This window comes from Gemmobacter nanjingensis, from assembly GCF_014652195.1.
In the GTDB taxonomy this organism is placed as follows: Bacteria; Pseudomonadota; Alphaproteobacteria; order Rhodobacterales; family Rhodobacteraceae; genus Gemmobacter; species Gemmobacter caeni.
Map to the genome: position 1 here is coordinate 1 of NZ_BMYI01000020.1, position 20,828 is coordinate 20,828.

General features: G+C 65.7%; 18 protein-coding genes and 1 tRNA gene. 6 read left to right on the plus strand and 13 right to left on the minus strand.

The features are described from left to right. Positions 1-24: 24 nt before the first annotated feature. The 3 genes from IE126_RS21295 (at position 25) to IE126_RS21305 (ending at position 4,676) form a co-directional block, all read left to right on the plus strand. A tRNA-Met gene (locus IE126_RS21295) sits at positions 25-101 on the plus strand. A 280-nt stretch (positions 102-381) separates the two neighbouring features. Beyond that, complete coding sequence (locus IE126_RS26095; protein WP_229825767.1) at positions 382-3,360, plus strand: McrB family protein; 2,979 nt, start codon at positions 382-384, stop codon at positions 3,358-3,360. Beyond that, a complete protein-coding gene (locus tag IE126_RS21305; RefSeq protein ID WP_189382166.1) occupies positions 3,360-4,676 on the plus strand; it encodes an McrC family protein in 1,317 nt (438 codons plus the stop codon). Before IE126_RS26095 ends, IE126_RS21305 begins: the two co-directional genes overlap by 1 nt. 353 nt (positions 4,677-5,029) lie before the next feature. Here the strand turns inward: IE126_RS21305 and IE126_RS21310 are convergent, their stop codons facing one another. The 13 genes from IE126_RS21310 to IE126_RS21370 form a co-directional block, all read right to left on the minus strand. After that, positions 5,030-5,275: a hypothetical protein gene (locus IE126_RS21310; protein ID WP_189382167.1), complete on the minus strand. Its 246-nt coding sequence runs from the start codon at positions 5,273-5,275 to the stop codon at positions 5,030-5,032. Continuing rightward, positions 5,272-5,946: a YcbK family protein gene (locus IE126_RS21315; RefSeq protein WP_189382168.1), complete on the minus strand. Its 675-nt coding sequence runs from the start codon at positions 5,944-5,946 to the stop codon at positions 5,272-5,274. Before IE126_RS21315 ends, IE126_RS21310 begins: the two co-directional genes overlap by 4 nt. 68 nt (positions 5,947-6,014) lie before the next feature. Next, the gene (locus IE126_RS21320; protein ID WP_189382212.1) at positions 6,015-6,323 is read right to left on the minus strand and encodes a hypothetical protein; all 309 of its coding nucleotides are present in this window, start codon (positions 6,321-6,323) and stop codon (positions 6,015-6,017) included. A 32-nt stretch (positions 6,324-6,355) separates the two neighbouring features. Next, a complete protein-coding gene (locus IE126_RS21325) occupies positions 6,356-8,281 on the minus strand; it encodes a DUF2793 domain-containing protein (RefSeq protein WP_189382169.1) in 1,926 nt (641 codons plus the stop codon). Between the two features lie 21 nt (positions 8,282-8,302). Further along, a complete protein-coding gene (locus IE126_RS21330; protein WP_189382170.1) occupies positions 8,303-12,301 on the minus strand; it encodes a baseplate multidomain protein megatron in 3,999 nt (1,332 codons plus the stop codon). 9 nt (positions 12,302-12,310) lie between these two features. Beyond that, the gene (locus tag IE126_RS21335) at positions 12,311-12,745 is read right to left on the minus strand and encodes an NlpC/P60 family protein (protein WP_189382171.1); all 435 of its coding nucleotides are present in this window, start codon (positions 12,743-12,745) and stop codon (positions 12,311-12,313) included. Beyond that, on the minus strand, positions 12,742-13,626 hold the full coding sequence (locus IE126_RS21340; RefSeq protein ID WP_189382172.1) for a DUF2163 domain-containing protein: 885 nt from the start codon (positions 13,624-13,626) through the stop codon (positions 12,742-12,744). Before IE126_RS21340 ends, IE126_RS21335 begins: the two co-directional genes overlap by 4 nt. Continuing rightward, on the minus strand, positions 13,623-14,249 hold the full coding sequence (locus tag IE126_RS21345) for a DUF2460 domain-containing protein (protein ID WP_189382173.1): 627 nt from the start codon (positions 14,247-14,249) through the stop codon (positions 13,623-13,625). Before IE126_RS21345 ends, IE126_RS21340 begins: the two co-directional genes overlap by 4 nt. Further along, positions 14,249-16,711, minus strand: a complete 2,463-nt coding sequence (locus tag IE126_RS21350; protein ID WP_189382174.1) for a phage tail tape measure C-terminal domain-containing protein — start codon at positions 16,709-16,711, stop codon at positions 14,249-14,251. The genes IE126_RS21345 and IE126_RS21350 overlap by 1 nt, the downstream gene beginning before the upstream one ends. Further along, complete coding sequence (locus IE126_RS26570; protein ID WP_456071388.1) at positions 16,704-17,024, minus strand: DUF7697 family protein; 321 nt, start codon at positions 17,022-17,024, stop codon at positions 16,704-16,706. Before IE126_RS26570 ends, IE126_RS21350 begins: the two co-directional genes overlap by 8 nt. Next, positions 16,940-17,371 carry a hypothetical protein gene (locus tag IE126_RS21360; RefSeq protein WP_189382175.1) on the minus strand — a complete coding sequence of 144 codons (432 nt, stop codon included), beginning with the start codon at positions 17,369-17,371 and terminating at the stop codon, positions 16,940-16,942. The genes IE126_RS26570 and IE126_RS21360 overlap by 85 nt, the downstream gene beginning before the upstream one ends. 2 nt (positions 17,372-17,373) lie before the next feature. Further along, complete coding sequence (locus IE126_RS21365) at positions 17,374-18,312, minus strand: phage tail tube protein (RefSeq protein ID WP_189382176.1); 939 nt, start codon at positions 18,310-18,312, stop codon at positions 17,374-17,376. 23 nt (positions 18,313-18,335) lie between these two features. After that, positions 18,336-18,758: an acyl-CoA transferase gene (locus IE126_RS21370; RefSeq protein WP_189382177.1), complete on the minus strand. Its 423-nt coding sequence runs from the start codon at positions 18,756-18,758 to the stop codon at positions 18,336-18,338. 104 nt (positions 18,759-18,862) lie between these two features. Here IE126_RS21370 and IE126_RS21375 point away from each other — a divergent pair, with 104 nt between their 5' ends. Genes IE126_RS21375 through IE126_RS21385 form a run of 3 tightly spaced genes read left to right on the plus strand, consistent with a single transcriptional unit; the run spans position 18,863 to position 20,811 of the window. Then, entirely contained in the window at positions 18,863-19,159 is a 297-nt protein-coding gene (locus tag IE126_RS21375; protein ID WP_189382178.1) for a type II toxin-antitoxin system RelE/ParE family toxin, read from the plus strand. Further along, positions 19,159-20,304, plus strand: a complete 1,146-nt coding sequence (locus tag IE126_RS21380) for a HigA family addiction module antitoxin (protein ID WP_189382179.1) — start codon at positions 19,159-19,161, stop codon at positions 20,302-20,304. Before IE126_RS21375 ends, IE126_RS21380 begins: the two co-directional genes overlap by 1 nt. A gap of 12 nt (positions 20,305-20,316) precedes the next feature. After that, a complete protein-coding gene (locus tag IE126_RS21385; RefSeq protein ID WP_189382180.1) occupies positions 20,317-20,811 on the plus strand; it encodes a hypothetical protein in 495 nt (164 codons plus the stop codon). Positions 20,812-20,828 lie beyond the last annotated feature (17 nt).

A 20,828-nucleotide genomic window follows, 5' to 3' on the forward strand; every position in this document is an offset into this window, starting at 1 on the left:
TCAACGATACAAAAAACACCCGGACGCGGGGTGGAGCAGCCCGGTAGCTCGTCAGGCTCATAACCTGAAGGCCGCAGGTTCAAATCCTGCCCCCGCAACCAAATCTATCAAATATATCAAATGCTTAGAACCCGACGTAAACCGTCGGGTTTTTGGCGTTCCGGTTTACATCAACGCCACATCAACACGACATCAGAAAGGCCGCAGCAGCACGGATAATCACGCATCCGCACGCAGCGGCGGGCAACTCGCAGTTGCGCACCTGCTTCCTTCCGGCCATCATCGGCCCATGGTTCCAGACGGTGAATTGACGACGACGGATTTTGCCCGCGGCTTCCTGACCTTGGAACGTCACCATTCGGCGAGGCAGGGGGCGAAACGATGCAACAGGACGAGTTCCGTAAATGGTTGGTGGCGCAGGGCCAGACGGAGGCAACCGCCTCCTCACGGGCGAGCAGCGCAAAGCGCGTGGAACAATATCTGGGCGATCTGGACGAGCTGTTCGCGCAGGAGGATCGGGACAGCATCCTGAACCGGTTTGCCTACTCGGCCGAGGATGAACGCGCGGAACGCCCGAACCCATCGCCGGTGCCCATCGACGGTGTCTTGCGCACGGGGCTTGCCAGCCTCCAGCAGGCGCTGAAGCTGTATCATTCCTTCCTGACCGAACAATCCAATGTGCCGGACAAGGCGGAACACCGGGCATTGGTCGACCGCCTTACCCGCAAAGAAATCGACGCGGCGATGCAGGAGTGCGATCAGCTGGGCCTGAAGGCCTTTCTTGCCCGTGGGGGCTTTGCCAGTCCCCAGGTGTGGGTCGGCGACGAAGGCAACGAGCAGTCCTATCCGGCGAAGGCGACCGTCGCAGCGGCCTTGGCGCATCTTCCCGATGGCCGGGCCCTCTCGGCGAAGGAATTCTTCAACGGCTTCGGAGAGGCGCAGTCATTCGCAAGGCTTGAAGCTCTGGGATATCAGATCCGGCGCAAGGGGTCAGACGTTGCCGATCATCAGTCCTTGCTGGATCGCCTCACCCGCAAAGAAATCGAAGCTGCAATCCGCGAATGCGATGAAATGGGTCTGGCGGCCTTCCTTGCGCGCGGTGGCTATGCCGATGGCGCGACTCAGTTCCAGGACGATGCCACTGGGCGTTCCTATCCCGCGAAGGCGACGGTCGCGGCCGCCCTCGGGCATCTGCCAGGTGGCAGGGCCCTCCCCATGAAGGAATTCTTCGGCGGCCAGGGTGGTCCGCGCACACACGCGGTGTTGGAGAAACTCGGATACCGTGTCCTGCACGGAAGTGAAGACGCTTCCGATCAGACGTTTTCGCGCGAACGGATCGAAGCGGCGATGGATGCGTTCGACGAATTTCGGGCATCCGGCGCCCATGCGGATGTTTTCTCAGGGTTCGATGAGCCGAAGACTTATTGGGTTCGCTCAACGAAAGCGCGAGAGAACAGACGATTTCCGACGAAGCCGATTGTGGGCTATTTGCTCGGCAAGTCGGCTCAGAAATTCGTCGGTGGCTGGAGCACCCAATATGATGCCGCGGCACGGCTGCACGCGGCTGGATACATCGTCGTCGATCAGAACGACCTGCCGCTTCCCCTTCCAGAGCAATACGCCCACCTGATGCGCGGGGCAGACCGGGCCCGTCTGGTCGCGTTGAACTACTTCATCGCACCTGCGCGCGAGGCCGGGCAGCCTTCTATCACGATCCGTGCAGGTGACCTGCACGACATGGCGGGCCTCGTGAAGAACTGGGCGAACGTCTGCCAGGCGCTGGAAGGCGAGATGTTCCAGAAGCTTGCCTCGGTCCCCGCGCCTACACGGTCCGGGCCGGAACGCAGCACCACGACCGAATACACCTTCGTCCTCGCGCAGGACGGGGCCGCGAAGGATATACCCATGCCGCACGCCGTTCAGACTGCGACCACCAACCTGATCCTCTACGGACCTCCCGGCACCGGCAAGACCTACCAGACGGCGTGGGAGGCGGTTCGCCTCTGTCTGGGCGACGCCGTTGCTGCTGATCTCTCTGGCGAGAGCAACCGTGATCGGTTGATGGCGGAATACCGGCGTTTGATGTCCGAGGGGCGGATCGAGTTCGTGACCTTCCACCAGTCGATGTCATACGAGGAGTTCGTCGAGGGTCTGAGACCTGGCATCGACGGGGACGATCCGTCTGAAAATGGTGCGGGCTTCCGCCTTGAACCTGTCGCCGGGATCTTCCAGCGAGTTGCTCGGCGCGCAGAGGCCACTGTATGGGATGGCGCGAGCACCGGGCAGGATGCAGATGAAGCGATGCCTGATGCCCCAGAGCCGGACGTCGCTGTGTCTGTGCCGCCTGAGACAGAGTCCTCAGATAACAGAGATCGTCAGCCCCAACAGGGTTTGGAAAATGACCTGTTCACCTTGGGTCAACTGCCGCCTGTGCGCGATGGCACTTTCCGGAAGCTTGCCCAGGATGTCGCGCAAGAGTTGGCGCAGGCCCACCCGCAAGGTTTTTCCCTCCAACAGTATCGGGAGGCCCTCGTGCGGTCCGGTCGGGAAACGGGCATTGAGCCGACCGGCGGTTGGGAGAAACACAACATGCCCACATGGGCCAGTCATCCGGACCAGGCATGGTTGGTGCCTGCGGACGCGGCAGCAGTAGAAGCGTCCTCGTTTCCTCGAACTCATGGCGGGCCGCAGACGTCGGACGCCACAGTCCGGGTCGAGCACAACACCTCAGCTGCGCATGTCCTGATCATCGACGAGATCAACCGGGCCAATATCTCGAAGGTCTTCGGCGAACTGATCACGCTCCTGGAACCGGATAAGCGCCTCGGGCGGCGCGACGAAATCCAGCTGACCTTGCCATATTCGAAGAAGCGATTCGGTGTGCCGCAGAACCTGCACATCATCGGCACGATGAACACGGCCGACCGCTCGATTGCGCTGCTGGATACCGCCCTGCGCCGCCGGTTCACCTTCAAGGAATTGATGCCGAACCCGGCGGTCCTGTCCCCGAATGTCGGCGGGATCAATCTGCAGAAGCTGCTGACCACGATCAACGACCGTATCGAGTATCTCTTCGACCGCGAACACCAGATCGGGCACGCCTATTTCACCGGTTGCAAGTCTGCCGAAGAGGTCGAGGACGTGATGCGGCACAAGGTCATCCCGCTCCTGTCCGAGTACTTCTACGAGGATTGGTCGAAGGTCGCCGCTGTTCTGGGCGATGGCCCGCAGGGGCCGTCCCGGTTTCTGGAGGCGCGCCGCCTGGACGCGCCGCCGGGACTTGCCGCGGATGATTTCGGGGCCGAGCGGCTGCGCTGGCGGGTGAAGGACCAGTTCGACTTCTCCGAGTTCGCGGCCTGATGCCCGCCTTCTCCGTCCGCGAATGGGAGGCTGTGCCCCATGGCGATGGGGAGGGGTGTATTCCGTCGCATCTTGCCCAGCGCCTTGTGGCACTGGCCAAGGCATCCCCCTTCGCCGGGCGTGGCGGCGGTGGCGTGCTGGAGGATCGGCGCCATGACCTGCGGGCGCGCGGGGTGGTCGGCGTTCTGGCGGTGCCGGGCTGTACGCTGGAAATCCTCCCGAAGATCGATGTCGGCGAAAAGGAAGGATCGGCACAAGAGACGCGCGAAATCCGCAAGCGTCTTGTCCACATGCTGGCGGTGGCGCTCGACCTGAAGATCGAGACCGGACGCATGACCGACCTCGACTGGCAGCGCGAAACGCTGCTGGAAATCCTGATCCGCATCTTTTGCGGCAAGCTGACCGAGGCGGTTCGACGAGGCATGCCGCGTCGCTATACCCTGCAAGATGATGACCTGCCGACCTTGCGGGGATCGCTGGATATCCCGCGTCAGTTCACGCGGCATCTCGCAAACCCGGGCCGCGTGGCGTGCCGCTATGACGAGTTGTCCGAGGATATCGCCCTCAACCGCATCATGAAAGCGACCATCGCGCATCTGGCGGGCATGTCGCGCAACGCGACGAATGTGCAGCGCCTGCGGGAACTGGCCTTCGTCTATGCCAATGTGGCGGAGGTGCAGGTGCCCGCCCTGCGGTGGGACGACGTCGTCATCGACCGCACGAACAGTGCCTGGCAGGAACTCTTTGGAATGGCGCAACTGTTTCTGCGCAACCGATACCAGACCACCAGCGCCGGGTCAGGGCAGGGATCGGCCCTGCTGTTCGAGATGAATGCACTCTTCGAGGAGTACATCGGCCGTCTGGTGACGCGGGCGCTGGTGGGGTCCGAATTCCGCGTGACGCTGCAGGGTGGCCGCTTGTTCTGCCTGACGTCGGTGGATGACGATCGGGCGGTTTTCCAGACCAAGCCCGACATCCTCATCAAGCGTGGCGATCTGGTCGCCCATGTGATCGACACCAAGTGGAAACGTATTTCCGACCGGATCGACGATCCGAAACAGGGGGTCTCCCAGGCGGACGTCTATCAGATGATGGCCTACGCCCACCTCTACAAGGCCCCGCGTCTGACGCTGCTTTATCCCCACCATGCGGCCTTGGGCGACAAAGAGGGGATCCGCGCGCGGTTCCGGGTGACGGGTCAGGAAACACTGCTGGAAACGGCGAGCTTCGACATCTCAACCGGTGCCAACCTGGTGGACCGCATTCGTGGCCGGATACTCACTGGCCTCGAAGAAATGTCCCCCTCACTACCGTGAGGGCGAACGTCCAGCCCCTGGCAGGTGCACAATTGTGCCCATCGCGGCAAGAGACTGGAGTGAACGCATCTGCCATCATCGCCGAGCAGCGACTCCCTGCCGCTCGTTGACAGTGTGAATCCATGAACCGGGCCGGGCGATGCGCTGCGGTCGAGGCGTCTGGCGGTTGCCTCATGGCTGGCTTCGCCCGGCCCGGCTTTCACCGGCACGCGCGCGCCTGTTCGCGCAGCACCGCGTAGTCGCCTAGCATTCTGATGATGATAGTACCTTCCGGCAGCTCCTCGACCTCGTTAGCTGCGCGCGCCTGATCGGAGGTGGAATACTCGACTACGGGCGGACATGGCGGGTGAGCGTCAGAACCGCCCATCGCGCAGCCGGTCAGCCAGAGCGTCACGATCAGCAGGGCGGCGGGCGGCGGCGTCGAGCATTTGGCGGTGGACGGCATCGTTTCTCTCTCCGGCATCAAGCCGTTCGGCGGCGCGCCCGGCGCGTTCCCCGGCGCGGCGCAGGTTCAGGAGGAACAGCAGGATCGCTGCGGCGGCGAGGATGAGGCCCAGCGCTTTCCGCGCCGGGCCATGGGTGAAGAGCCAAAGGGTCACCGCTGGCCCCGCTTCCAGTCGTCGAGCCGGGCGTGGATCGTGACGGCGATGCCGATCAGCGCGATGACGATCAGCACCCAGCGCAGCGTGTCGAGGTAGGGCACCAGCGGCTGGATCGTGGACTGGGTCTCGGCAAGAACGTCCTGCAGCACCTCCACCCCGGCCGCGCCGACCGTCGCCGCACCCGCAGCGCCCCCACCGCGCAGGGTGCGGCTTTCCGACAAGACTTCGCGCACGGGCGGCAGTTCCGGGGCGAAGGGCACGGATCGCGCCGGGAAGGGATCGCCCCAGGATCGGGTGGGGCCAAGGTCGATGTGCATGAAGCCCGAGCGGGGGTAATAGCCGAAACCGAGGAACCCGATTGCCCGTGCCGCCGCCTCGAAGGCTGCGGGATCGTGGTTTGCCATGGCGATGTCGAAAGCGGTGCCCTGCATGTGTTTCGAGGCTGGGGCCCCGCCGACAGCGCGATTGTGTTCGGGGCTGCGATAGGCGGAGCGGACGATCAGCGGCTTGCTGAGGCGGTCGCGCAGGGCTTGGAGCTTGTCCATCGCCTCGGTGTTGATCTTGATCGCGCCGGTACCGCGACAGGCAATTTCGGCCGCCGAGAAGTTCGGCCAGCGCCAGGCGCTCGCGGGCACATCGCGCCAGTGGGGGTAGGTCAGGGTGGGCATGGGATCCTCCAGATGAAAAAACCCGCCTCCGGGGCGGGTGGGGTGTCGGTCGGCGAGGTTCGGATGGGTCAGTCGGATCGGCCGCGCTGGAAGGCGTCGAACAGCATATCCCGCATGGAGCGGATGTCGGTTTCGATACGGTCGAGGCGGTCGCTGTCGGCCTTGCGATCCTCGCTGCGCTGACGGTCGATCCGGTCCCGATCAGCGATGAGTTCGCGATCAAGGCGATCCAGCAGGGCCTCGTTGGTGAAGGCCTTGCGCGTGATCGCCGCGATCAGGGCCATGGTGCCGCCGATCAGGGCGGTGAGCGCGGCGGTGATCCCGTGGTCCCGAAAGGCCCGCGCGACTGCGTCGGCGAGAGTGGTCTGGTCGTTCATCATTGTCCTTTCCGGCCACACGATGTGGCGCTTCAGTAATCGGTCTCGACGTAGACGCCGGAGCAGTCATAGGCGACGGCCGCGGCGGTGCTGCCGTTGTTGAGGTAGTTGCGCGGGCTCAGGAGCTGGGCTGCTGCGGGCATGTCGGTGGTGATCGTGGCTTCGGCCACCGCGCCCGAGACCTCCTCGACGACCCGAATGCCGACCGCGCTGTCGTTCGGGGCCGCCGCGATGTAGAGGGTCAGCACCTTCGTCGTGCTGGCCACGGGGAAGCCCGCGCCGAGGTCGATCAGGGTCGGCGCGCCCGCGCCGTCGTTGTGGACGATCTGCCAGTTGGCATGCGTGCCGCGCTCGAACCCGATGCCCAGCGCGTTGACGACGGCCGAGAGGGTCAGGGTGGTGGACAGCGCCGCGACCGACCCGATCAGGCCGAAGAACCCCATGCCCGTTGCCTGCAGCGTGACCAGCGACAGACGGTTCACATAGGTGAAACCGCCGAGGCCCTCGGCATTGCCGCGCCAGCAGACCCATCCCGCCGAGCGTTCCTCAGCCGCCGCCCCGGCCGTGGCCGCCGATGTCATCCGCCAGCGGCGCATGGAGGTGGAGAGGTTGGTCGTGGCCAGCGTCGGTGTGGCTGCTGTGCCGACGGCCGTGCGCGGCATGCCGTTGGTGTTGATCGTGGTGCTGGTCGATGGCGCCCAGGTCGCGATCCGGTTGACCCCGAAATGCGGCTGGAGCGGGAAGTGGCGGCCCGAGGGGCGTTCGACATCGAGCCAGCCCATCCCCGCGCGGTCACGGGCATAAAGCGCGAGTTTGCCTGCGGGTGGTGGCGAGGGGACGGCATCATGGGCGGGCAAGACGATCGGCTCGGCCAGTTCGACGCGGCCGTTGGTGCGGTCGACCCTGAAGGCATCGAAGAAGGCGGACCCGTCCGGACTGACCTTGAAGCTGAAGTCATCGTTGCCTAGGAGGCCGATCAGTGCCCGCGCCGAAAACCCGGTCTTGAAGGCAAAGGCGGCGTCGTTCGCCGGGGCGGCCTTGTTCACGGTCGCCTCGATCCCCGCGCCTGCGTTGTTCAGCAGCACGGCCGGGGTGTTGACCGACATCCGGTTGTAGCTGTCGGCCGTCGCCCCGCCGAGGCCCAAGAGCTGCGCTGTCAGGTTGGCCTGCGGCATGCCGACCTGCGTCACGGCATTGGCAAAGGTGACCGTGGGCGTGTTCACCACCGTCGTACCGCCTGCGCCAGCCGTCGCAGAGCCGATGTTCACGACCGTGGTCGACCCGGAAGCGCCGCCAGTGCCGATGTTCACGGTCTTGGTGACGCCGGTGGTCGTCGTCCCGGTGCCCATGCCATAGGTGGCGGTCGTCGTGGCCGTGCCGATGCTGGCGCTGGCCGCCGAGACGGTGACGGTCCCGGACGCCGTCAGCGTCCCCGAGAAGGTCTTGTTCCCGGTGAAGGTTTGCGTTCCCGCGAGGATCGCCAGCTCCGACGAAGTATTCGGCAGCGTGAAACTCCGCGTCGTCCCGGCGCTGATCCCCGCCAGCGAGAAAGTGGCCTTCTTCGTTGGATCGGCATCGTTCACCAGGCTGAACACGGCGTCCGAGACGTCGCGCGGCTCGCCCACCACCTCCCAGACGCTGCCGCTCCAGACGAGTAACAGGCCCTCGGCTGCGACCCACACCAGCCAGCCAGTGCGCGGCACCAGCCGGATCCACGCGCCGTCAACCCAGAAGGCCACGTTCAAGTCCCACCCAGCCCAGAGGCCGGTGGCGCCCGAGGCCACAAGATACCGGTTCCCATCGGCGGGGCTTGCGGGCGGGGCAGTCCGCGTGCGGTCGAGGACCGAGAGCTGCACTATCGCGTCGAGCAGGCGCAGCGCCTCGTTGTGCGTGACATGCTTCTGCGCCTGCGCGGCCAGAAGGTAGGGCAGGCCCAGATGGGTCGAGGTGTCGGACATTTGGCTTCCCGTGGGTTGGGCTCAGAATTGCAGCGTGACCGCGGCGGGCGTGCCGCGCCCGAGGCGGTTCGAAAGCTGGTAGATGCGGATCGCCAGCGTCTGGCCGGGGCCAAGCGGGGCGCCCCAATCGGCGGTCTGCTGGGCGGCGGTGTAGAGGACGGAGGTCGTACTGCTGGTCAGAGTGCGCTTGACGGTCGTCCCGTCGAGGATCTGCACATCGTAGGACTCAACGTCCTCAGCCAATGGCACCTCGACCTGTTCCCAGGCATCCGCGACCAGCGCCCGGGACCGCCGCGTCCAACGGATGGTCAGATCGCCCGGGTTGCGGGCTATTCGCCATGGCTGCTCGACATGGACCGGCGCGAAGGGGACAAGCCCCCGGCCAGTCGGGGTGAAGCCCAGCGCGGCATAGCGGTCATCAGTGACCGCGCGCGCGGCCGGGCCGACACGCCAGTTCCAAGGCAGGCCGAGGTCAGCCTCGGCGATGGGTAGCTGGGCTAGCGTCGCATCCAGCACCACAACCCGCGCCCCGGCGGGGGCCGAGTTGCCCATGGCCTGTTCCGTTCCGCGCAGGCCGCGCAAGAGCCGGGTCAGGCGATAGCGCCCGGAGGCGATCAGTTCGGCCGCGCCTGCCTGGACGATCTCCCATTGGTCAGCAGCGCTCTCGATCGCCAGTGCATTTGCCCCGCCGAACAAGGTGACGTCGGTCACGCTTTCCAGCGTTCCGGACAACAGATCGACCACCAGCGCGTTGCCGAGATCGAAGCGTGAGGTGGGGCCGGGAAAGAAGTCGAAGGCCAGCGTGCCGATCCGCGCCCGACTGCCGAAGGTGGTCAGGAGGTTGAACCCATTCGTCGAGGCGCTGCGGAAGACGGCGATCTCGCCCGGCCAAGGGCTGGCATGGGCGGCGATCAGGGGGCGATGGGCGGGCTGGTCCTCCGAAATCTGCGGGAGGTCCAGCATCACCACTTCCGGCGTACCGAAGACGACGGGGCTGGTGAGCGAGGCCGGGCGGGGATCGCCGGGTGGAAGATCGTAGGCGGCACGGTCTTGGCGGACAGCTTCGATCCCTCGTGCTTCCGAGTCGGACACGGACACCAGCCGGAATTCTACCTCGCGGCCGTCGTGCGCGAGCCGGATCACGTCGGCGGGGTCGAGAGCAAGACGCGAGGGCGGCAGGCGGAAGGTGGCGCTCTCCCTTCCGATCCACGCCTCCATCAGTGCGCGGCGGCAGCGGCGCTCGGCCTCCTCGGGCGGGATCGCCATCGGGAAGGACTCGGAGGCGATCCGGGTGGTGTCGACTGTGATCCTTCGCGCTTCTACTAGCGCGGCATCATAGTCCTCATCCGCCCGCGCGACCTGCCACTTCAGCGCCTGCGGCAGTTCGGTCTCCTGACCGCGGATCAGTTCGATGGCCTCGCCCTCACGACTGGCCACCAGATCGTCGATGGACAGCGTGGCGAGCGATGCCGGGCCGCGCATAACAAAGCGGATCACGCCTTCGGTCTCGATGGCGTCGAAGCCGAAGTGGCGGGCCAGCGTGGAAATCGATGCCCGAGGGCTTTCCAGCGCCCCAATCACATAGCCCTCGACCGCGCCCCGGAGGCCAGAGACGTCGATCAGGCTTTCGGCCAGCCCAGCGCGCAGGCAGAGATGGCGCACGAGGGCCGCCAGCGACACCGCGCCGAGCCGTCCGGTCAGCCAGTGACCGAGCCGCCAGTTCGGGGCGTCCGTCCAGATCCCGGTCAGTTCGGGGAAGAACGGATAGGGCCGCGCGTCCCAGGTCCAGGCGGCACATTCGGGAACGTGGACCATGCGGCCCCCGTAGACGGACGAGGTCGGGTTGTTCGCGCTCTGACCCCACCACAGATAGCTCGCCTCGAGATAGGCACGCTGGATGGCATCGTCGCGCCAGCCGCGCGAGAACCAGGGCGTGAAGCTCTCCGAGGACTTCGGGTCGAAGAAGACGTTCGGCTGGTTCGTGCCCCGGTCGATGGCCGGGCACCCCAGTTCGGTGAACCAGATCGGCTTGGACTGCGGCACCCATGCCGTCGGTGTGCCGCTCTCGATGCCGCCCGGCCGGTTGAAATGCGGGTTCAACCACCAGGCGCGCAGATCCTTGTAGCGGAACACCCAAGGCTTGCCCGCGCTGCCATCGGTGATGGGCGTCCGTAGTTGCGCGGACCGGTCGGCGGCGCTGGCATAGAACCAGTCGAAGCCCTCGCCGCCTGCGATGTTGGCCTGCAAATAGCCCCGGTCATGGATCGCAGGCCAGCCTTCAAGCGCATCGGCGTGGTCGAACCCGTCGCGCCAGTCGGAGAGCGGCATGTAGTTGTCGATGCCGACGAAGTCGATGTTGGCGTCCGACCAGAGAGGGTCGAGGTGAAAGAACACATCTCCGGTCCCGTCGCCGGGCTGATGCCCGAAATATTCCGACCAGTCGGAAGCGTAGCCCACCTTGGTGCCCGGCCCGAGGATCGTCTTCACATCCGCCGCCAGCGCCTTGAAGGCGGTAACGGACGGATAGGCGCTGGCGCTCGACCGGATCGTGGTCAGACCGCGCATCTCGGTGCCGATCAGGAAGGCATCGACACCGCCTGCCACCGCGCAGAGATGGGCGTAGTGCAGGATCATCCGCCGCAAGCCCCAATCGCCCAAGGGGCCGGTCCAGCTGACGGTGTCGCCGGAAACGGCGAATTGCGCCGGGGTCGCCGCGCCGAAGAAGCTGGAGACCTGCGTCGCCGCAGCGGCGGTCTTGTCCGCAGTCCCGGCATAGCCCGCCGCCGGGGAACAGGTGATCCGCCCGCGCCAGGGGAAGCTGGGCTGGCCCGGCATGGCTGCATTCGCGCTGTAGGGGTTCGGCAGGGTGTTGCCGGGTGGCACATCCATCAGCAGGAACGGATAGAAGGTGACCCGCAACCCGCGCGCCTTCATCTCGCGGATCGCCTGCACCACCGCGAAGTCGGCAGGCGTGCCGCCATAGACCGGCCGATCCTCGGCGTCACGGCTAACTAAGTGGGCGGCAGCGCGGGCAACCCCGTTGACCGTCCAGACCTTGGGGCTTGTAACCTTGGTCACCACCTCCACGCCGGGCTTGATGGTGCAGTTGCCCGCGCGCAGATCATCGCCGAACCAGGCGACGACCAGGCTGACGCTTTCCACGGCCGGTGCCATGGCCTGTAGCCGATCGAGGGCCACGACGATGTCGGTCTCGTCGGGCAGCGCGTTCAGGTTCTCGGCCGAGGTGCTTCCGCCTGTCGTCTGGCCGAAGACCGTGGTCGTGGCCCCGACCGTCTTGCGGACAGCCTCCGTCGCATAGGAGAACTCGCCAGAGGCCGGGATCATGGTGACCGCCTTGACCAGCCCCTCGGCCGTGTCGGGATCCGCGAGCGGGCGGAAGACCTCGAACGACAGTTGAGGCAGGCGGTTGCCGTAGGTCGCGAGCGCCAGTTCCTCGAAGACCACATAGGCTGTCCCGCGATAGGCGGGGGTGTTGGCCGCTCCCATCGTTGCCGCGATGAACGGGTCAGGCGTCTGCGCCTCGTCGCCGGGATACCAGCGCCAGGTGATGCCGCTCATGTCGAGCGGCTTGCCGTCGGCCCAGATGCGGCCGATGCCGGTGATCGGCCCCTCGCAGAGCGCCACGGCGAAGCTGGCGTAGTACAGATACTCGGTCGTCTGGACCCGGCCACCGCCACCGCCCTTGCCGCCACCCTGCGTCGTGGTCTTCGTCTCCTCGCGGAAATCCGTGGCCCAGATGATGTTGCCGCCGATGCGCATGCGGCCGTAGAGGCGCGGGATGATCGCCCCCTCGGTCGCGGAGGTGATCCGAAGACTGTCGAGGCGCTGGCCCTCGATCTTCTGCGCCGGGGCCAGCGAGGACACAATCCAGCTGTCGACCACCGACCCGATGGTCGAGCCGATGAAACCGCCGATAGCGGCGCCCGAAAAGCCGAGGATCGCGCCGCCGAAGGCTCCGCCGATGGCGGAACCGACAGCGCCGAGGACAAGCGTGGCCATGGTAAAATCTCAGCGTGTGGGGAAGAGGAAAGCGAAGGCGATGCGGCGTCGCCATGAAGGTGTCAGCGGTTCTTCGATCACGCCGAGGCGTTCATAGGCGTGGAGGAAGGTGTCGGGGCCGGTGAGGATCCCGACATGCTTGGCGATGGCGCGCGGCATCATGCGGAACAGGATCAACGCACCGGGTGGGGCGTCGGCCGGAGCGATCTCGGGCATCATCGACCGCGCGCCGTCACCCAGCACCTCACGCGGGCCGGTCTCGCCCCAGTCCCGGCTGTAAGGCGGGATGGGAAATGGCTCCGGCCCGACGACTTCGCGCCAGACGCCGCGTGCAAGGCCGAGGCAATCGCAGCCGACCCCGCGCAGGCTGGCCTGGTCGTGATAGGGCGTACCGAGCCACGACCGCGCGACGGCAATGACAAGGGCGGGATCGGCGGTCTTCATAACACCGCCCCCTCGTGCCCACCGTCCTTCGTCGCATAGCGTAGGACCGCGTCTTGACCTGGGATGTGGGGGAAGCCGCGAAAGTTGGCGACGTTGGCGAACTTTGTCCCGCAGGTCGCGATCCGCTTGTCGCAGCCCGCCCGGACCACAAAAACATCCGTCGCCGTGATCGGGCGCACCGGCGCTTCCAGCAGGGTGAGGATGGCGACTCCATCGACGAGGTCATGCGAAAGCACCTCGACCCGCCGCCCGACATTCGCGCCGCTGGTCCATTCGACCAATCCGAAGGCGAACCAGCTCGCCGCGAAGGGGCCGAGGCCGGAGGCCGTGAAGGCGCGGTCGCGTAGCACATCGATGACCGCGCCGGCCCCCTTGAAGGCTGCGACCTCGAGATTCACGCCGCAGCGCGCATCGCCCAGCGCGGCGTCGCAACTGGCCTGAAACGTCCGCCCGACTGTCTGGCCGAGAACATGGGCAAGGCTGCGCACCTCTGCCACGAAGGCCAACCGCCCGCGCCGGATCTGGCCGATGGCCCCACGGCGCAAGAGCACGCGCTGCGCCGGGGCCGACCAGTTCACCCGCCAGACCTCGACCGTCGCGTTGTCCCATCGGCCATCGAGGATGTCGGTCTCGGTGATCCGGTCAGACGACAGCACGCCTTGCGCGTCTTGCGCATCGACCGAGAGGTCGGACCCCGACCGCACCTCAGACGCTGTCAGTCCGCTTTCCAGCTCGAACGCGGTGCCGTCGAAGATGAGAGTTCGGTCGTGGTCTGTGAAGCCAAAGGTCACACCATCGGCGCGGGTGATCCGCCAGCACCAGGCAAGCGTGGTCGTACCCTCGTCGAGGTGGGCCTGCAGCGTCGGGTTCAGGGCCTTCATGTGCGGATTTCCAGAAGCGGGATCGAGGTGATCGAGCCGAGGCGTTCGAGGTCGAGGGTGACGTCGAGGGCGTCGGTGTCGAAGCGGACGGGGACGTCGAATTCGAAGCCCGCGGTGATCGCCACGCCCGCGGCCGGAGCGGTGATGAAGGTGATCAGGCCGGTTGCGGTCGAGACCGACCAGCCGGAGGCTGTCGGCGTGCCGTTCAGGGCGATGGTCACCGTTCCGGCGACGGGCTTGGTGATGGACCGTGTCCAGGACTGCGCGCCCGAGGTGTAGCCTTTGACCAGCTGAAACTGCGTGGCCGACCCGTTGCCTGTGCCGATGGGCTGGTCATTCGGCCCCGGCGTCTGCGACGGCAAGCAGGACTTGAAGTCGGCCCAGTCCTTGAAGCGGAAGCCATGCAGGCGCCCGTTGCGGGCCTCGAAGAAAGCGACGATTTCCGCAAGATCGTCGGCGCGGCGGATGCCGTAGGCGACATCATAGCGGCGGCGGCTGTTGGCCCAGCTGGCATTGCGCTCCTCGGCGCCCGAGGCCAGTTCGACGATCTGGGTGCGCCGCTCAGGGCCGCCGCGCGCACCGCGGCTGATGTTGTCCGAAAACCGAACCTCGTGGAAGGCCATCACATCCCCCTCCGGCCCAGCGACACGGCGCGGGCGATGTCGCTGGCGACCTGCGTTCGGGACTGGCGGAAGCTCTCGGCGTCGCGGGCGTTGATCGTGACGTTGACGGTCGAGGGACTGGCCTGGCCGTAACCGGCCGCCTCGCGCCGGGAGAGAACCCGTTCGCCGCGTTGCAGGATCGCTGGAACCTCGTCGGGCCGCAGCCCAGCCCAGCCGCCATTGTGCATGCGCGGCGCACCGGCAAAGGCCAATGCCGGGACCATCCGGCCGGGACCGGGTGCGCCGACCATCCCGCCCGCATGCAGGATGTTCGCGAAAATCCCACCCGCGCCGCCCAGCGCGCCGGAGAGTGCATTAGCGATGGGGCCGAGGATGAAACGACGGGCCGCGAGCTTTGCGAGGTCAGCGATCATCGAGGTGACCAGATCGCGGAAGTCGAGCTTGCCGGTCTTCACAAAGTCGCCGATGGCGTTTTCCGCGCTCTGGAAGGCCCCGACCAGCGCGCTGCCGATATCCCCGCCGATGTCGCGCGCCTTTGCGGCGTAGTCAGCGAGTGCTGCCGTGACGGCTTGCCAGCCGGTGAGGGCCGTGTCTGCACCCTCGGCGGCCGCTTCGCCTGCATTGCGCGCGGCTTCGCCTGCGCCATCGGCCGCGGTGGCGGTGTCGTTCAGACCGGCAGTTAGGTCATCGGCCGCACCAGTCGCATCCGCCAGTGCGGACTCGGCCTCGGTCCCCGTGCCGGTGACGGCATCCTTCAGCGCCTGCCAGCTGGCCAGGGGCCGACCGGCAGCGTCAGCCAGCATGCCTGCGGCCTCGCGATAGCCGTCGGCCCGGGCGCGGGCGTCCTCGGCCATCGTGCCAAGCCCGAGGTCGGGCGGCTCGAGGTAGGTGCGCGCGAGTGCCGCCGAGAAGGCATCCGCGGCCGCAGCCCCTGCGGCCGTTGCCGCGCCTTCGAATGGATTGCCGATGCGGCCGAGTTCCACCGGATCGAGAATGCCGATCCGCACGCCGCCTTCGCCCGTGGCCCATTCGGGCAGCAGCGCCAGCGCCGCGTTGAGGGTCTCGATGAAGCTGTTGATGCGGGTGACGACGCCGTTCAGCATCGCCTCGACGCCCGAGATCAGCCCGTTCGCGGCCTGGAAGGCGAAGTCGCCGATGGCGCCGGGCAGACTGCCCCAGATCGCCACCGCCGCGTCATAGGCGCCTTGGAAGATCGCCGCCGTCCGGTCGCCGAAGCTGACCACGCCCGCGATGGTGCCCTCGAGGGCCGAGAGCCCTGCCGCCTTCAAGCCCTCCCATCCAACCGCCATCCGCGCGAGGGCCGCGTCCAACGCCATGCCGATGCGCGACCATACCTCGCGGGCCAGATCGCCCAGAAGCCGGAAGGCCTCGCCCACGCCACCAACCCGGGCGACAAGCTGTGAGAACTGATAGACCAGCTCGCCCGTGCCAACGATCAGGGCGCCGACGCCGGTGCGGATGAGGGCGCCGCGCAGGACCACGAGCGCCGTCGCGAGCCCGCGCACGGAGAGGGCTGCGGTGGCGAGACCCGCCACCCAGCGCCCGGCCATGACGGCGGCGAAGGTCGCGGCATAGGACGCCAAGCGTCCGAGGTTGCCGATCAGTGTGTCGATGGCCGAACGCAGGATGCCGCCGTCGGAGGCCAGAGCGACGAAGGCATTGGCCAGCACCTCGATGGTCGGCGCCACGGCGACGGCGATCCGGTTGCGCAGGCCATCGAACACGAGGGATACGGTACCCAGCGCCAGCTGCGTGCGGCGCAGGGCTTCGAGAGCATCACCGTCCAGAACGGCGCCGAGATCCGAGGCCTGATCCCCAAGTCGGGCCATCTCCGCACCGCCGTTGCGCAAAAGCGGCAGCAGGCGTGTGGCGTCCGAGGCCATGGCCTCGAGATAGAAGGTCATCTCCTGCTGGCTCAGACCGGCGCGCTCCAGGGTGTCGACGTAAAGCTGCAGGGCTTCCGGCCCCGATAGGCGGGCGAACTGGTCGGCCGTCACGCCCACACGCGGGGCGACATTCTCGAAGAAATCCGCCATCGGCCCGCCGCCGGTCTGCAGGAAATCTCCGACCCTGTCGTTCACATCCTTCAGGATGTCGGCGAGCTTCTCCTGTTCGATGCCCACCGTCCGCGCCCCAGCCGACCAGCGCTGCAGGGCCTCGGGCGTGGCATTGGCAACCTGCGCGAACTGCCGGATCTGCGCGGCGCTCTCGGCCGTGGAGCGGACAATCAGGCCGAGCGAGGCAGTCGCGGCGGCAGCGGCGGCCCCGAGGGCAAGGCCCGCCCTGCGCGCGAAAGCGGCCAGCCGGGTGTTCGCCAGTTCCATCTCGCGGCTGAGCCGACCGAAGCCGCGTGCCCCGGCCTCGCCCACCCCCTCCAGTTCGGCGCGCACGCGGCGTCCGCCCTCCGCCACGAGGCGGACGGAGACCTTCTTCTCAGCCATTCCGGCGTCCTTCCATCTGCTCGTTCAGTTTGCGCACCATCACCGCCTCGATCTCGGGCAGCAGTTCGGCGGCGATCAGCGCATTGACGCCCAGCGCCTCTGCCAGCGAAAGCGCCGCGCCCATGTCCCATCCGATGACGGCGCCGGGCGCGATGCGCAGCTGGCCGCCAAGGCGCTGGGTCAGGTCCCAGACCTGCCAGCCCTCGACCGTCAGCGGCCGGTTCAGCCTTACGGGGCAGTCCGGGCAGGGGCCCGTGCAGGCCGCGCAATAGCCGTCGCCCCCACCGAAGGACCATTCGGCGAGGGCGCGGATGCGTTTTTTTCCTGATCCAGCATCAGGCCGCGGGCGACGTATTGCGCCTGGAAGGCCTCGAAGACGGGCCAGATTTCGAGAAGGGCGTCGATCCCGGCCGGGCTGACGGGCACGAGGTTGCCGTCATCGTCGCCGACGCCTTCCCAATCCAGCAGCGCGCGGCGGGCGACGGCCTTGGCCATGGCCAGCGCTAAGTCCTCCTGGCTTGATGCCTCCGACAAATTGTCGATCAAGGGATCGGCGCGCGCCGAGACCATCAGCGCGGTGGTGAGAGGGGCCACCAGCACGCGAAGGCCGGGCAGTAGGTCCAGCCATTCGGGTCGGTTCGAAAGGTTCAGTCGGATCATGGTCAGTATCCCGTGACGGTGTTGACGAGGACGGCGGTGCACATGCGGGTGGGGCTGGTGGCGCGGGCCGCCTGCCAGTCGAAGGTGGCCTGGATGCCCTGGGGCCCGGGGATCTCGATCCGCGGGACGGGCAGGTAGACGGCGTGGGCCGTGAAGGTGAAGCTGGCATTCGCGCCGAGGCTGTAGGCGAACTCGAGCTCGCAAGGCGTGCCGTCGATGGCCTGTGTCACCAACGCAGAGTCTGCGAACCGCACCTCGATCCGACCAGTCAGCGCGGCCATGCCGGGATCGGCGCCCTCGATCTTGCCGTCGTTGCGGATGGTCTCGATCCGGTCGAGACCGTTGGCATAGGTGATCTCGGCCGAGACGACGTTGCCCAGCGCCGTGCCGTTGCGCTTCACCACCCCGTTGAAATGGCCGAAGCGCTGCAGGCCCAGGGCCGTGGGCGTCCCCGCGGCCGTGGTGGCCGCAATCGCCTCGCCTTGCGCGATCAGCCGTGCAGTCGCAGTCAGCAGGCCCGAGCGGTTCATCTGCCAGCTGAGCTGGTCCATCACGCAGCCCGCATACATCGCGAAGCGCGGCACCTCGGGCATGGCCACCTCGATGGCCATCGAGGGCAGGGTCCAGTTGCCCGACTGGAAGGTGTGGGTCTTGGGCGTGGTTCCTGTCGTGGTCGGCGCGCCGAAAGCGGCCTTCAGCCAGAAGCCGAAGGCCTCCACATCGATTGGCACCACCACCTCGCCATCGGCGGTGACGGCATCCTTGATTGGTACCAGGGGATCGCGGCCGTAGCCGAGAAGCTCCGAATTCAGAAGCGGCTGCTCCGCGCCCAGCGTGGTGCGAGCAAAGGGCATCAGCCGATAGCCGCTGGCGGGCGGGGTGCCGTAAACCGTCTCGAACGCAAGCGCCATCTGCGCCCGCGCGCCGTGAGCGCGTGCCATGGGGGTCTCCTATGTGAGGGGTGTCAGGCCAGAGGGCCGGTCGTGGAGTAGTGCAGATTGAGCGTGATCACCGTCGCCTTCAGCGCAGCGGCGCCCTCGATCGGCAGGTCGACCGAGGCCGGGGCCTCGGGTTCGATCCAGTCGCAGAGGCCGCCCAGCGTGCGGTCCGCCTCAAGTGCCGCGCCAATGGCGGCGATCAGGTCGTCGAAGGCGCTTGCCCGGCCGGTGCCCGCCTGGACGACGACCTCCAGCTCGGCCCGGTGCTGGTAGTGATACCGCAGGGGCGACAGTGTCACTTCCGGCTCGCCCGGCTGGCCGTCGCGCAGGATGATCAGACCGGCAGTTGGGATCCGCTCGGGCAGCACCTCGTCACGCAGGGCCGGGGCGGCAAGCGGTTGCAGCCGCGCATACAGCGCGCCGAGGACGAGTTCGCGGGTGGTTGGCATCGCAAAGTTATCCTAACCCTTAGTATACGCTACATAAAAACCAAATTGACTCATCTAGTCAATTTGACGTTGCATGGCGGTCCGCGGAGCGGTAGAAGATGGCAATGGAAGTAGTATTCGCTGATGCCACACTTGCACTCATCGAGACCGATCAAGCCGGGACCACGCGTCTTTCGGTGGCAATCATCAAGTCTGCGCGACGAAAGCTCACAGTGCTTCGTGCCGCACCAGATGAGAGGTCGCTGCGGAACTGGAAGAGTCTGCACTACGAGAAGCTTAGAGGGGGACGAGATGGTCAGCGGTCTGTGCGTCTGAACGACCAATTCAGACTGGTTTTCACCCTGGAAGAAGGGACCAAACCGCCGACGATCACGATATTGAGCATTGAGGACTATCACTGATGGCCAGTCTTGAAATCCTACCTTCGGAGCATCCTGGGGAGTTCATCGCCGAAGAACTTGAAGCGAGGGGCTGGTCGCAGGCTGACTTGGCATTCGTATTGGGATGGGATGTCAGCCAGTTGAATCGTCTTATCAAGGGTAAGACGGACGTTACGCCTGACTCCGCGAACATGCTGGGAGACGCCTTCGACATGCCTGCAGAATTCTTCATGAATCTGCAGAAACAGTACGATTTGGGTCGCGCAAAGAAAGCGGATCCCGGCGTGCGGACACGAGCATCTTGGGCTGCGGTGTTTCCAGTTCGCGAGATGATTAAGCGCGGCTGGATCGAAGATACCGAGAGCAGCCTGCTTGATGTGCAGATGGTGCGATTTTTTGGCAAGAACCGCCGTGATGAGGTTCCGTTCGTCAGTGAAGCTCCAGTCATTGCTCACGCTGCTCGGAAAACCTCATATTCGGAGATTCTTCCGGGCCAGTATGTGTGGCTTCATCGTGTGCGAAGTGTTGCGCAAACAATCGATTGCCCGAAGTATTCTGAGGATGCCCTGCGCGGTGTTCTTTCAACTCTTCGGTCGCATTTTATCGATCCCGATGATCTGCCAAGAATTCCAACCCTGTTGAAGAAGTGCGGCGTAAGGCTGGTCCTAGTCGAACAGATCGCCGGATCGAAGATTGATGGCGTTTGCACTTGGCTCGATGATCAGCCGGTGATCGGTCTCACCAACCGGCTCGATCGGATCGATAACCTCTGCTTTGTTTTGCGCCATGAAATCGAGCACGTTCTTCGCGGCGATGGCCGAGAAGATACGTTCGCGCCAATTGACGATTTTGATGGAAATCTGGGTTCAGGCAACCCCGATCTGCCGGAATGTGAAAAGCTCGCGAATGCTGCGGCTGCTGATTTCTGTGTCGACCAAGCGATGTTGCAGTCCTTCATCCTCAGAAAGAGCCCGTATATCTCCGAAAAAGACGTCCGCGCCTTTGCAGCAAGGGCCCAGATCCATCCGGCAATCGTCATTGGGCAGATCCAGCACAAGACGAACCGCCACAACTGGTTGCGCAAGTATCAGACAAGCATTCGAGCTTTCCTGAAAGAGTGGGAAGCTGTCGACGGGTGGGACGAAGTCGCCCGCGTGGAACTTTGAGGAGGCCGAAACATGGCAAACTTCAGCGAGCAGGTTGTGAACCTTTGGGAAGAGTGGGTTGCTGAAACGGGCTACGAGTCGGCGGATCCGGGTGAATTCGTCGACTGGGCTTTGTCGAACCGTCGGCTCGTACCGAACCCGGTCGATGTAAAGCAGATGCTACGACGGCAGGTGACCCAGTCTTTGCGTCAGGCAAAGCGATGGGACGAAGACGGACGCTTCACGTATCGGGCATTTCAGTCGGCCACGCTGTTTGAGGGCGGTGAGGCCATTAAACACTACTTCGACACCGATACGGGTGGCTCACCATCGCTTCGCCAGAAGTCTGTCAAACAGAGGCGCGATGCGATTGCCAGCGATGTCTACAGGGCGGTGTGTGATGTCGATAGAATGAACAAAGTTCATCGCGACGACCCACAGCTGAACTTCTTCACCGATTTCACCGACGATGTTGCCGAACTGCGCATTGCCGAAAGCGTGGAACATGATGAGGACGATGCAGCGTAGCGCCAGGATTGGAGCCG

Bases quoted from the DNA above. Each gene is read 5' to 3' on its own strand.
- IE126_RS21375 (WP_189382178.1), top strand. From the start codon at position 18,863: ATGGAAGTAGTATTCGCTGATGCCACACTTGCACTCATCGAGACCGAT.
- IE126_RS21345 (WP_189382173.1), bottom strand. From the start codon at position 14,249: ATGGCCTTCCACGAGGTTCGGTTTTCGGACAACATCAGCCGCGGTGCG.
- IE126_RS21340 (WP_189382172.1), bottom strand. From the start codon at position 13,626: ATGAAGGCCCTGAACCCGACGCTGCAGGCCCACCTCGACGAGGGTACG.
- IE126_RS21350 (WP_189382174.1), bottom strand. From the start codon at position 16,711: ATGGCTGAGAAGAAGGTCTCCGTCCGCCTCGTGGCGGAGGGCGGACGC.
- IE126_RS21370 (WP_189382177.1), bottom strand. From the start codon at position 18,758: ATGCCAACCACCCGCGAACTCGTCCTCGGCGCGCTGTATGCGCGGCTG.
- IE126_RS21335 (WP_189382171.1), bottom strand. From the start codon at position 12,745: ATGAAGACCGCCGATCCCGCCCTTGTCATTGCCGTCGCGCGGTCGTGG.
- IE126_RS26095 (WP_229825767.1), top strand. From the start codon at position 382: ATGCAACAGGACGAGTTCCGTAAATGGTTGGTGGCGCAGGGCCAGACG.
- IE126_RS21385 (WP_189382180.1), top strand. From the start codon at position 20,317: ATGGCAAACTTCAGCGAGCAGGTTGTGAACCTTTGGGAAGAGTGGGTT.
- IE126_RS21315 (WP_189382168.1), bottom strand. From the start codon at position 5,946: ATGCCCACCCTGACCTACCCCCACTGGCGCGATGTGCCCGCGAGCGCC.
- IE126_RS21305 (WP_189382166.1), top strand. From the start codon at position 3,360: ATGCCCGCCTTCTCCGTCCGCGAATGGGAGGCTGTGCCCCATGGCGAT.
- IE126_RS21330 (WP_189382170.1), bottom strand. From the start codon at position 12,301: ATGGCCACGCTTGTCCTCGGCGCTGTCGGTTCCGCCATCGGCGGAGCC.
- IE126_RS21365 (WP_189382176.1), bottom strand. From the start codon at position 18,312: ATGGCACGCGCTCACGGCGCGCGGGCGCAGATGGCGCTTGCGTTCGAG.
- IE126_RS21380 (WP_189382179.1), top strand. From the start codon at position 19,159: ATGGCCAGTCTTGAAATCCTACCTTCGGAGCATCCTGGGGAGTTCATC.
- IE126_RS21360 (WP_189382175.1), bottom strand. From the start codon at position 17,371: ATGATCCGACTGAACCTTTCGAACCGACCCGAATGGCTGGACCTACTG.
- IE126_RS21325 (WP_189382169.1), bottom strand. From the start codon at position 8,281: ATGTCCGACACCTCGACCCATCTGGGCCTGCCCTACCTTCTGGCCGCG.
- IE126_RS21320 (WP_189382212.1), bottom strand. From the start codon at position 6,323: ATGAACGACCAGACCACTCTCGCCGACGCAGTCGCGCGGGCCTTTCGG.